Annotated in this window: 14 protein-coding genes; 13 read left to right on the plus strand and 1 reads right to left on the minus strand. The window is 57.5% G+C overall.

Features of this window, described 5'->3' with window-relative positions:
* Positions 1–93 precede the first annotated feature (93 nt).
* The 9 genes from ON16_RS15840 (at position 94) to ON16_RS13600 (ending at position 5,321) form a co-directional block, all read left to right on the plus strand.
* Entirely contained in the window at positions 94–414 is a 321-nt protein-coding gene (locus ON16_RS15840) for a hypothetical protein (RefSeq protein WP_040663701.1), read from the plus strand.
* Between the two features lie 323 nt (positions 415–737).
* On the plus strand, positions 738–1,403 hold the full coding sequence (locus ON16_RS15150; RefSeq protein ID WP_051131770.1) for a DUF4376 domain-containing protein: 666 nt from the start codon (positions 738–740) through the stop codon (positions 1,401–1,403).
* Entirely contained in the window at positions 1,396–1,860 is a 465-nt protein-coding gene (locus tag ON16_RS13570; RefSeq protein ID WP_081579712.1) for a putative ABC transporter permease, read from the plus strand. The genes ON16_RS15150 and ON16_RS13570 overlap by 8 nt, the downstream gene beginning before the upstream one ends.
* Positions 1,850–2,134, plus strand: coding sequence for a hypothetical protein (locus tag ON16_RS13575; protein ID WP_040663705.1), 285 nt, complete (start codon positions 1,850–1,852; stop codon positions 2,132–2,134). Before ON16_RS13570 ends, ON16_RS13575 begins: the two co-directional genes overlap by 11 nt.
* Before the next feature lie 49 nt (positions 2,135–2,183).
* Positions 2,184–2,489, plus strand: a complete 306-nt coding sequence (locus tag ON16_RS13580; protein ID WP_040663706.1) for a hypothetical protein — start codon at positions 2,184–2,186, stop codon at positions 2,487–2,489.
* A 9-nt stretch (positions 2,490–2,498) separates the two neighbouring features.
* Complete coding sequence (locus ON16_RS13585; protein WP_040663708.1) at positions 2,499–2,783, plus strand: phage holin family protein; 285 nt, start codon at positions 2,499–2,501, stop codon at positions 2,781–2,783.
* On the plus strand, positions 2,776–3,855 hold the full coding sequence (locus tag ON16_RS15450) for a glycoside hydrolase family protein (protein WP_081579713.1): 1,080 nt from the start codon (positions 2,776–2,778) through the stop codon (positions 3,853–3,855). The genes ON16_RS13585 and ON16_RS15450 overlap by 8 nt, the downstream gene beginning before the upstream one ends.
* 282 nt (positions 3,856–4,137) lie before the next feature.
* Positions 4,138–4,710 carry a hypothetical protein gene (locus ON16_RS13595; RefSeq protein ID WP_040663710.1) on the plus strand — a complete coding sequence of 191 codons (573 nt, stop codon included), beginning with the start codon at positions 4,138–4,140 and terminating at the stop codon, positions 4,708–4,710.
* 95 nt (positions 4,711–4,805) lie between these two features.
* The gene (locus ON16_RS13600; RefSeq protein WP_040663713.1) at positions 4,806–5,321 is read left to right on the plus strand and encodes a nitroreductase family protein; all 516 of its coding nucleotides are present in this window, start codon (positions 4,806–4,808) and stop codon (positions 5,319–5,321) included.
* Positions 5,322–5,369: 48 nt separating this feature from the next.
* Here ON16_RS13600 and ON16_RS13605 read toward each other — a convergent pair whose 3' ends face one another.
* Entirely contained in the window at positions 5,370–6,737 is a 1,368-nt protein-coding gene (locus ON16_RS13605; protein ID WP_040663715.1) for a D-alanyl-D-alanine carboxypeptidase family protein, read from the minus strand.
* Positions 6,738–7,073: 336 nt separating this feature from the next.
* On the opposite strand from ON16_RS13605, the gene ON16_RS13610 reads away from it, so the two are divergent.
* The 4 genes from ON16_RS13610 to ON16_RS15155 are packed head-to-tail and all read left to right on the plus strand — an operon-like array spanning position 7,074 to position 10,480.
* Complete coding sequence (locus ON16_RS13610; protein WP_051131771.1) at positions 7,074–7,442, plus strand: ComEA family DNA-binding protein; 369 nt, start codon at positions 7,074–7,076, stop codon at positions 7,440–7,442.
* Between the two features lie 20 nt (positions 7,443–7,462).
* Positions 7,463–8,140: a response regulator transcription factor gene (locus ON16_RS13615; RefSeq protein ID WP_040663717.1), complete on the plus strand. Its 678-nt coding sequence runs from the start codon at positions 7,463–7,465 to the stop codon at positions 8,138–8,140.
* 31 nt (positions 8,141–8,171) lie between these two features.
* Positions 8,172–9,566, plus strand: coding sequence for a sensor histidine kinase (locus ON16_RS13620; protein WP_040663811.1), 1,395 nt, complete (start codon positions 8,172–8,174; stop codon positions 9,564–9,566).
* Positions 9,563–10,480 (plus strand): GerMN domain-containing protein, encoded by a 918-nt coding sequence (locus ON16_RS15155; protein WP_051131772.1) that lies wholly within the window; start codon positions 9,563–9,565, stop codon positions 10,478–10,480. Before ON16_RS13620 ends, ON16_RS15155 begins: the two co-directional genes overlap by 4 nt.
* Positions 10,481–10,794 lie beyond the last annotated feature (314 nt).

Below are 10,794 nucleotides of genomic sequence, written 5' to 3' on the forward strand. Positions count from 1 at the left end.
CCGTCGTACGTACACACACACACACACACACACACACACACACACAATTAGTTTTGTCTGCCTGTTGCGGACGCTCTGCGGGAGGTGTTTGCAATGGGTGAGTGCATCTTGGCAGGGCATCCGCAGGGTAGCAAGATCGGCTACGGCACGTACACCGGAGACGGTCAGGAAACACGCACAATCAGTCTCGGCGTTACGCCAAAATGGGTGCTTGTGGCGGGCATCCGTGCGCAAGCTGATCAAGACTTTTGGGGTGGAAGCCTTGCGATTGCTGGAAGTCCACAATACTATTCACAGGGAGCCGTTTATCAAGTATTCCTCGAAATTGTTACGGGTGGATTTTCTGTTGCTTTTTCGCAATATGTCAGGACAAACGTATACGGGCAGAAATACAACTACATCTACGGCACGTAACTGCCGCCAAAAGGCGGTGGCGTAATGGGAGAGTGCATCATCGCCAGACGGGGCGGAAGTTCTAAAGTCGGGACGGTTAGCATAGCGCGAAGCGTAGGCCGCAATACACAATATTGCGCTCCGTCTGATTTTACTGGGGGAAACATTTTGCGCCCCGGAGACTTACTGTTTGCCCAACCATTGGTCAATACGATCCCTGTCCAAGTTTATGGTTATTATCAAGACGCGAACCACGGAAACGTCATCGTACTCATTGCGGTCGGCAATGTTAGTGCAGATATTACCTTTGACGTTTACCGGACAGATTAAGGAGGCATAAGCCTATGTACATCACAACTGGTACATCAAAGCACTACACAGTCCTCAACCAGCAGATTGCCGCCGACGAGGTGCGGTATGCGCTGGAATCAGTCCCGGCGGCGCTGGGCGCTACCGTATCGCTGTACACGGCGGACGGTGGTATGTGTCTGCGCACGGATACCGTAGCGGACTACCAGTACCCGCGAATTGAGGGAAACGCGATCATCCTTTCCAACGTGGCCCCGGCAGAGCCGGTGGAGCCGTTGCTGGCCGAGGTGCAGAAGGACAAGCTGGCGGAAATCAACGCCGCCTGTGACGCTGCCATTACCGCTGGGTGCGACGTGACGCTATCGGACGGCACGGCGGGACATATTAGCCTGTCTATCCCCGACCAGATCAACCTATCCACGGCGCAAGAGGCCGTTAAGGCGGGCGGCAGCGGATACGCCTACCATCTGGACGGAAGCCTATGTGAAGTCTATCCGGCGGCGGACATCGCTATCATGGCAAAGGCGGCGACCGCGCACATCCTGTACCACCAGACATACTGCAACCATGCCCGGATGTGGGTCAAACGCTGCACCACTGTTGTAGACGTGCACGCCATCGCCTATGGCACGGCGCTGCCGGACGATCTGGCGCAGCATATGGCCGCCGTCATTGCGGCTGCGGGAGGCGGAAATGCGTAAGGCCGGAGACGTGATTTTAAGCGGCCTGCTGGCATGCTTCGTGGGGACGGCGTACTTTCTGTGCGAGGTCGCCTACAAGACGATCCGGGGGCATCCAGAGGGAATCAGCTGGACGATGCTGGTACTGGCGCTGCTGCTGGGCATCATCATGGAGCGCATGGGCGCGGAACTTCCGTGGCGGTGTCCGATTTGGGCACAATCCATCCTGTGCGGTTTTGCCATCACGGCGGCGGAGTTTGCTGCCGGGTGCATCGTCAATCTGTGGCTGGGCTGGGGCGTGTGGGACTACTCCCACCTGACGGGCAATGTGCTGGGGCAGGCTTGCCCGCAGTTTGCTGCCCTGTGGTGCGCTGCAAGCGGCCCTGTGATCGTCGGGCTGGACTGGATGCGGTACGCCGTCCGGGGCGGCGAGAGGCCGCGCTATTGCTGGAAATGGAGGACTGCGGATGTACATTGACGCAGAGACAATCAACGATTTGGCACGGCTGCTGGGATCACTGGCGCTCATCGGTTCGGCAGTGCTGGCGATCTACAAGTTTATCGAGCGCGACCGCGCGCAGAGCAAAACCATTCGGTCAATCCAGACGGAGCAGACGCTGTTGTGCTATGGCATCAAGGCGTGTTTGCAGGGGCTGGCAGAGCAGGGGTGCGACGGCCCGGTGCATGATGCACTGGACAAGCTGGAAAAGCATCTAAACAAGCAGGCGCACGGAGCGCCTCCGGAAAAGTAATCCAACCGCCGAGGGCGGAAAACATAAGAATTGAGAAGGAGATTACATCATGAACAACACAATCAATCAGGTCAATCGCATCATCGCGAAGCACACCGCCGGGAAGTGCAGCGTGGAGGAGGCCAACGCCGACCTCAAACAGCTGGGCGTGGATCTGCGGATCGACCCCAAGGCCAACGCCATCCAGCCTGACGAAGTGGGCAAGTATGGTTTGCTGGATACCGGCACGGGCACGCTGAACAAGGTAGCGGTCAAGGACGGTAAGCTGGTGGATACCAACTGCGGCGAGATGCACGCCATCTGCATCTTTGACGGCCACCTTTACACGGTCGTTGGCGACGAACTGAAAGGATAAGGTGCCGGTATGGACATGACATCTTTTGGAATCGCCTCCGTGGCGGCCATCACCGTAATCTGTTATCTGGTGGGCCTTGTGGTCAAGGTAAGTCCGTGGAGCAACGATAAGTACATTCCTATCGCCTGCGGCGTTGTGGGCGGCGTGCTGGGCATCGTGGCGCTGTACACCGGTCTGCCCCAGTTCCCAGCCACGGACCCGCTGACGGCGGTTTCTGTTGGCATTGTCAGCGGTCTGGCGGCTACCGGAATCAATCAGGCGGTCAAGCAGCTGGGCGGTGGCGGCAATGGTTAAGATCACGCAGGCCGGGACGCTGGCCCCGGAGCTGCTGGAAAGCGTCCAGATCTACGTCAACACTAAGCAGTACAAAGAAACCGATGCGTGGAAGATTCTGAATGAAACTGGCGGCGATTTCTTGCTGCCGGGGCCGATCTACCTGAAAGACCGCCGAGGTCTTCCCACCGGGCCGTGCTGTCATTTAAAGGCGGACGGAGAGACGCTGTGCGCGCCGAACTATGTGGCACTGCTGCGGCTGGGTTCCGGCGGCATCGTGTGGGACAACCCCGCAGACTGGCGCATGGCGGATTTGCCCGCCGATGACGCACGAAACTACATCCAGTGCGTGTCCCTGATCATCCACGGCGTGCCGGTGGCAAAACCCGACTATCAGCCCGACATGGCGTACCGCTGCCCTCGCGTGGCCATCGGACGCAAGCAGGGGCGCGTGGCATGGTATGCCTGCCGGGACAAGCTGACCCCGGAGGAACTGCGGGACCGGCTGGTATCCTACGGCTGGGATGAAGCCATCATGCTGGACGGCGGCGGCAGCACGCTATTCTTCAGCAGGGACGGCGGCAGCTGGTACTGCGACGGTAACCGGGTGCTGTACAGTTACATCGTGTTTACCCTTAAAAAGCCCGTGACGGCGCGGCCCACGTCCACCGGCGCGGCCGGACTGGCACTGATCAAACAGTTTGAAGGATGCCGTCTGAAAGCGTACAAGCCCTTTGCCTACGAAAAGTATTGGACCATTGGCTGGGGCCACTACGGCCCGGACGTGAAGGCCAACCAGACCATCACACAGGCAAAGGCCGACGCGATGCTGGTGGAAGATCTGAAGAAGTACGAAAAGTACGTTCTGAATAAGGCATACTGCCCGATTACCGCCCAGCTGACGCAGAATCAATTTGATGCGCTGGTATCGTTCACCTACAACTGCGGGCCGGGCTGCTTGCAGACGCTTTGCAAAGGCCGCACGGCGGTGCAGATTGCCGCCAAGCTTCCGCTGTACAACAAGTCCGGTGGCAAGGCCATCGCGGGCCTGACACGGCGAAGAATCGCGGAACAGAAACTGTTTAATACGTAAGTGTCCGATTCGGGCACAAAATGAGAGCGCTCCGGGGAATCAATCCTCGGAGCGCTTTCTTGCGGTCTTATCTGGGTGCGGCGAGCAGTTCTCGCGGAGGCCCTTATATTACTTAATTTATATGCCTCTACAGACGCTTACTTCAAGACATAGAGAGCATCCCCGCGAAATGCTGCGGGGCGGAATCATCGGCTGCCGCCTGCCGAAAAAGCGGCTGCCGCGGCGGAGAAGACCACCGGTATTTTTGCACCGGCTTGCCCGCCGCAGGATAGGGAGGACATTATGAATCAGTCTTATACCGGCGGCGGGTTTTCTGCCGCACAGCCCCGCACAGTTAACGGAAGTTCCGCTACTTTGGATGAGATCAACAACAGCATGCCTGCGCAGACGGCCCAGATGCGCCCGACGACATTTTCTTACACTGCGCCCACGGCATCTCCTTGGACCACGGGAACGGCCCAGACCATGCCCAGCATTACCCCAGCCCAGTCCGCACAGCAGAATGTTTTCCCCCAGACCATCACGCTCCGGCTGGCTCCGGAAATTTCGCAAGAGGCCGTGGAGTCGCCCGTCACCAGTCAAGAGGCGTTTGAAGGATCCATGAAGGCGCTCTTGGGCCGCAACATCGGCCATTATGTGGTGGCGTCGTTTCTGGTGGGAACGCAGGATCCGGTATCTTGGGAAGGGTTTTTACACTCGGTGGGCAATGACTATATCACCATCTTCCAGCCCGATCAGGGCCGGTACGTCACCTGCGATCTATATTCCCTGAAGTTTGTGGAGTTCCACGACCAGAAGGGGGTAGTCCCCGCCTGCGCGGGCTATCGCCGCAGAGACGCGGCCCCCATTTGGTGATCGCGGGACATTTTACAGTTGCGCGGTGAAAGGCGGCGTGCTACAATCAGGACTGTCAAGAAATGCGAGACGCCACACAAAGGAGAGAACTCTACATGGATTTTGCACAACTAGAGAAGGCCCGCTATTCCCTGCGGAAATTCAGCGAACGCCCCGTGGAGCAGGAGAAGCTGGATCTGGTGCTGGAGGCCGCACGCTGCGCCCCCACCGCCCACAACAAGCAGCCTCAGCGCGTTTTCGTTTTCAAAAGCGCAGAGGCGCTGGAGAAGGCGGATGCCTGCGCCGCCTGCCATTTTCATTCACCGTTGCTGCTGGCGGTGGCCTATAAAGAAGAAGCGGCATGGACGCGGGACACCGTGGATGGCAAGAACCACGGTGAAATCGACGCCGCCATTGCCGTTACCCAGATGATGCTGCAAGCGGCGGATCTGGGCCTTGGCACCACTTATGTGGGGATGTTTGACCCGCAGGCGTTGCTGGCCGCGTTTCCTGAGATGGCGGGCTGCACACCCATTGCCCTGCTGCCCATCGGCTATCCGGCGGAAGGCGCCCATCCCGCCCGCCTTCATGAAGACCGCATTCCCATGGAGGACATGGTCACCGTTTTATAACGTAAAAAAGCATCCCCGCTCATGCAGCGGGGATGCTTTTTTCATACTTTATCTGCGCCGTCCGCGATATCCGCGAGAGCGGCGGGCGGGTTTTCCATACCGGTAGCGCCGCCGACCCAAAGTCAGCTTCCAGACAACACCGATGACGATTAAAACACCCAGAAGGACCAACACAACTTTTACAATCGTACGGCTGAAAAATTGCTGAACATTGTCCCAGAATGTCAGGAGCTTAGATGCCTCCACGGAATTCAGGGCCACCAGCGGAACGGAGACGTACACCTTGCCGTTGTGGGAGAGTTCCACGGAACCCAGCTCCTGTCCGGCGGTGACGGGGGCCTTTACGTTTTCCGGCAGCACCAGCTTTTGCTCCAGCTCCTCGGGCTTTACGTCGTTGGGCAGAATCAAATCCACCGCGGAGGCGGGGTGAACCGCCACGCTGTCGATCTTGCTGAGGGTCACCGGCACATCTGCCAGCATGTCCAGTTCGGAGAGTACGGTTTTGGTGGAGAAGTTTTCAAAGCCCCACAAAAAGAGCCGCTTCGTCTCGGAAAAACTCTGCACATCGGCCACGCCGTCGGCTCCCACAATCCGCTCGGCTCCCAGCACCACGCTGATGAGCGTCCGGCTGCCCTTGGTGGCGGAGGAGACGAGGCAGTGGCCCGCCTCACTGGTGGACCCGGTTTTAATACCGTGGGCGTCGGAATAAAGATAGCCGTTGGCCCGCCAGTTGGAAAGCAGATAGTTGGTGGTGTGGAGACGGCGCGTTTCAGAGAGGTTGGAGGCGGGAATCTCCGCAACGCCCATGTCGCAGATGCTCATGAATTCAGGGTATTTCAGAGCTTCCGCTGTGATAAGGTACAAGTCCCAAGCGGATGTGTAGTGCTGAGAATCGTGCAGGCCGTTGGGGTTGACAAAATGCGTATTCTGGCAGCCCAACTCCTTCGCCTTGGCGTTCATGGCATCTACAAAGGCGCTCACGCTTCCACTGACCGCTTCGGCCAGCACGTCGCAGGCCTCGTTGGCGGAAACGATCAGCATACATTTGAGATAGTTCTCCACGGTCATGGTTTCGCCCACTTTGATTCCGGCCGAGCTGCCGTCGGCGGCAAGGCCGTTGAGCGCCGAGGCGGAGGCGGTGATTTCCTGATCCAGAGAAAGCTTTCCTTGGTCCACGGCTTCCAGTGTCAGCAGTGCAGTCATGATTTTCGTCAGGCTGGCGGGATACAGCTCATTGTGCTCATTTTTCCCATAGAGCATGGTGCCGGTTTCCGCGTCTATCAACACGGCGGCTTTGGCTTGAATATTGGGGTCCGGCACCGGCGTGACCGCATCGTCCGCGGCCACGGGGACAGCGGAGAGACTCACCACAGTGAGCAGCATTAAAAAAGCAGCGAAAAAGCGTTTGATTTTCATGTCAATCTCCAATAACGTGTGGTATAATAGCCGCAGGGCGGCTATTTTACATGATTAAAATAAAATGTACCATAACGGAGTGAGCGCCTATGGTACAATAACCGCAGGTCGGCTATTATACATCATTCAAATAGATCTGCCATAAGGGCGCAAGTGCCTGTGGTATAATCGATGCAAGGCGACGATAATACTCAAATTAAAATAGTAAGCCGCAATGACACTTTGCGTCTACGGCGGTGTTGCCGACGGGAAAGCGGGTGCGGTCTGCATCCGACAGAAAACGCCTTATTTCAACATACGACTTTAGTATAACAAATTTTTCGGAGGAGTTCAACCGTGGAAAGAGAAATCCGGCCCACAAAAGCGGAGAAAATTCTGCTAATTCTGACAGCAATTTTTCTTTGCCTTCTCCTGGCTCTGCTGGCGCATAACCGGTCAAGCGGGGCTGCGGGGAGCTACACGGTGGAGACGGAGCGGGCCGCGATATCTGCGGAGCTGGCGCCGGAAGTAACTTTGGTAAATTTGAACACCGCCGGGACGGCGGAGCTGACGACGCTGCCGGGAATCGGCGAAAAACTGGCGGAACGCATCGTGAAGTACCGGGAGGACAATGGAAAGTTTACATCCGTGGACGAACTCATGAATGTCAGTGGGATCGGTGAGGGAAAGCTGGATGCGCTGCGAGAGTATGCAAGCGTTGAATAAAAGGAAAGGGAGAGCACGGTTTGAAAATTTTAGTGGTGGATGACGAGAAACTGCTGGTCAAGGGCATGAAGTTCAATCTGGAGAACGAGGGCTATGAGGTGGAATGCGCCTACGACGGCGCCGCCGCCGTGGAGCTGGCACGAAGCAATCGCTTCGATTTGATTATATTAGATGTAATGATGCCGGAACTGGATGGGGTCGAGGCATGTATGCGCATTCGGGAGTTTTCCAACGTCCCTGTGATCATGCTGACGGCAAAGAGCGAGGACGCGGACAAGCTGATGGGATTTGAGTCCGGGGCGGACGATTATCTCACAAAGCCCTTCAACATTTTGGAGCTGAAGGCCCGGGTTCGGGCGCTGCTGCGCCGGGCGGGCGGAACCCAGCGGGCGCAGGGCGCCGTGCTCACCGCGGGAGACTTGTCCTTGGACACGGAGCAGCGGGTGGCTGTCCGGGACGGAACCACCGTGGACCTGACGGCAAAGGAATACGATTTAATTGAGCTTTTGATGCGCAATCCCCGGCGGGTATACAGTCGGGAAAACCTGATGAACGTGGTTTGGGGCTATTCTTACGGCGGGGATTATCGAACGGTGGACGTTCACATTCGCCGTCTCAGAGAAAAACTGGAGAAGAATCCGGCAGAGCCGGAGTATATCCTGACAAAGTGGGGAGTGGGCTACTATTTCAAGGGCTGAAGCAAACGGGGAACCTCAGGTGCGAAACAGCTTGCAGCTGAAATTCGGCCTGAGCTACATTCTGCTGATCGCGGCGGTGCTGGTGCTGCTGAACACCTATCCGCTCCTCGTATCGGAGGATCTGGTTTTTCGGTCCAAAGCCGCCACCATGGAAAACAGCGTGTCGGTGATGGTGTCGTCTCTGGCAAATCTGGAGAGTTTGACGGAGGAAAACGTGTCCGCCGCCATGACACTGGTGGAGTCTACGGAGTTGAGCCGTATTCTGGTCACAGACGCGGCGGGCAAGGTGCTCTATGACACCCGTGAAACGGACGGAGCGGTAGGAGACTACGCGCTGTATACCGAGGTCGTACAGGCTCTTTTGGGTAACGATGCATTTACGTGCAGCTATCGCAGCGGCGCGTTCCGGAGCCGGGCGGCTTCGCCGGTGCTGTACCAAAACCGCATTATCGGCGCGGTGTACGCCTATGAATACGATGTGGAGCAGGCGGCGCTGCTGCGGGGCTTTCAGAGTAATATTCGAAATCTGTCCATCATCGTCAGCATGCTGGTGCTGGTGGTATCTTTTGTGCTGTCCCGGGCGCTGACGGGGAAAATCAGCGAACTGCTTTCTGCCATCCGGCAGGTCCGAGAGGGCGCGTACAGCCATCGGGCGGTGATTCGGGGCCATGACGAGATTGCCCAGATCGGATATGAATTCAACAGCCTGACTGACCGCCTTCAGACCACGGAGGATGTCAGGCGGCGCTTTGTATCCGATGCGTCCCATGAGCTGAAAACACCGCTGGCGGCTATCCGGCTGTTGACGGATTCTATTTTGCAGACGGAGAACATCGACCTTGCCACCACCCGGGAATTTGTGGCCGACATCGGACAGGAGGCGGACCGCCTCAGCCGAATCAGCGAGGACTTGCTCCGCCTCACCCGGCTGGACAGCGGCGTGACCGCGCCGCCCTCGGCAGTAGACGTGGGGCCGGTTCTGGAACAGGTATTGCGCATGATGGATTTGGTGGCGGAAGAGCGGCAGGTGGCGCTGCACTGCGACGCGGCGGAGCCTTGCCGGGTTCTTGCCACAAAGGATGAGCTGCATCAGGTCATTTATAATTTGGTGGATAACGCGGTCAAATACTCACATGATGGAGGGCAGGTCTGGATATCCCTCCACCGGGAGGGGGGACAGGCGGTTCTGGCGGTGGCCGACAATGGCGTTGGTATTCCGCAGGAGGACCTGCCCCGCATTTTCCAGCGCTTTTACCGGGTGGACAAAGCTCGTTCCCGCGCCGCCGGCGGCACGGGACTGGGGCTTTCCATCGTGCAGGACACCGTGAAAAACCGGGGCGGTACGGTGGAGGCGGCCAACCGCCCTCAGGGCGGCGCAGTCTTCACCGTCCACTGGCCGTTGGTGAAGGAGGACGACGGAGCATGAAGCGACGGACTCTTATGCTGTTGTGCACCGTGACGCTGCTGTTGTCCGGCTGTGTCTATGCGACGCATCAGGCGCAGGCGGCGAACGCAGACGACTATGCCTTATATTATATGACTTCGGATTTGAAGACTGCCTCCGGCAGAGACGCCATTGAGTCAGAAGATGTGCTGCTGGAGGGCCTTGGGGAGTTGGATATCAGCGCCGCATCGGAAAAACTGATGGAGGCTCTGCTGGAAGGCCCCCGGAGTGAGACGCTGAAAAGCCCGTTCCCGACGGGGACGCAGGTGCTTTCTGCTGTGTTGAAGGACGGACACGCCACGGTGGACCTTTCCTATCCGTACAGCACGCTGTCCGGCGTGTCCCTGACCATTGCGGACTACTGCATTACGCTGACGCTGACGCAGCTTTCGGAGATCACGTCTGTCTCAATCACAGTCCGGGGTCAGGAGTTGGCCTATCGGGACAAGCAGTATTTTTCAGACGAAGACGTGCTCCTCAGCAGTATGGAGGATGTGGTCAGTACGGTACCGGTGACGCTGTGGTTCTTGGATGAGAGCGGCAGTCTGACGGGAGTTGACCAGCGTCTGGACCTTTACGAGGGGGACACCCAACTCTCTGCGTTGGTCGACGCACTGGAAGCGGGACCAAAGGAACGGGGGATGGCCTCTGCTCTGCCGGAGGGCTTTACGGTTTTAACCACCCAGCTCAGCGACGGCGTCTGCTATGTCAATCTGTCCGCGGCAATACTACCCGCATTGCCGGAAAACGCGGACTTGCAGCCTGCGCTGGATGCGCTGGCTTTGTCGCTGACCTCTTTAGAGGCTGTGCAGCAGGTGCGGTATCTGGTGGATGGTGAACCGGCGGATGACTATGGTACGGTTTCTATTGCACAGACGTATCCCCGGGAAAATTAAAGCAAACCGACGGCCCTCCGGCGCGGAATGTTTTCGCGTCGGAGGGCTTTCTTTGAATAAAAGGGGCAGAACCTGTAAAAAATAGCCATAGGGAGGGGTGGTATAAGGGCAGATGATGGTGAATATGAGTAAAAGCGAAAAAAGAGTCGAAAAAGGGTTGACAATTGGGGCCAAGGCTGGTATTCTAACAAAGCTGTCGGCGAGAGCTGCGGCGGAACTGAAAAGGGGAAGTTAAGTTCTTGAAAAAAGTGCTTGACAAACCACCGGAAACTGTGGTAACCTAATCAGGCTGTTCCAAAAGAGACGGACGACGA

This window comes from Oscillibacter ruminantium GH1 (assembly GCF_000307265.1).
GTDB lineage: Bacteria > Bacillota > Clostridia > Oscillospirales > Oscillospiraceae > Oscillibacter > Oscillibacter ruminantium.

Bases quoted from the DNA above. Each gene is read 5' to 3' on its own strand.
- ON16_RS13575 (WP_040663705.1), top strand. From the start codon at position 1,850: ATGTACATTGACGCAGAGACAATCAACGATTTGGCACGGCTGCTGGGA.
- ON16_RS15150 (WP_051131770.1), top strand. From the start codon at position 738: ATGTACATCACAACTGGTACATCAAAGCACTACACAGTCCTCAACCAG.
- ON16_RS13605 (WP_040663715.1), bottom strand. From the start codon at position 6,737: ATGAAAATCAAACGCTTTTTCGCTGCTTTTTTAATGCTGCTCACTGTG.
- ON16_RS13595 (WP_040663710.1), top strand. From the start codon at position 4,138: ATGAATCAGTCTTATACCGGCGGCGGGTTTTCTGCCGCACAGCCCCGC.
- ON16_RS13585 (WP_040663708.1), top strand. From the start codon at position 2,499: ATGGACATGACATCTTTTGGAATCGCCTCCGTGGCGGCCATCACCGTA.
- ON16_RS13580 (WP_040663706.1), top strand. From the start codon at position 2,184: ATGAACAACACAATCAATCAGGTCAATCGCATCATCGCGAAGCACACC.
- ON16_RS13570 (WP_081579712.1), top strand. From the start codon at position 1,396: ATGCGTAAGGCCGGAGACGTGATTTTAAGCGGCCTGCTGGCATGCTTC.
- ON16_RS15840 (WP_040663701.1), top strand. From the start codon at position 94: ATGGGTGAGTGCATCTTGGCAGGGCATCCGCAGGGTAGCAAGATCGGC.
- ON16_RS15155 (WP_051131772.1), top strand. From the start codon at position 9,563: ATGAAGCGACGGACTCTTATGCTGTTGTGCACCGTGACGCTGCTGTTG.
- ON16_RS15450 (WP_081579713.1), top strand. From the start codon at position 2,776: ATGGTTAAGATCACGCAGGCCGGGACGCTGGCCCCGGAGCTGCTGGAA.
- ON16_RS13600 (WP_040663713.1), top strand. From the start codon at position 4,806: ATGGATTTTGCACAACTAGAGAAGGCCCGCTATTCCCTGCGGAAATTC.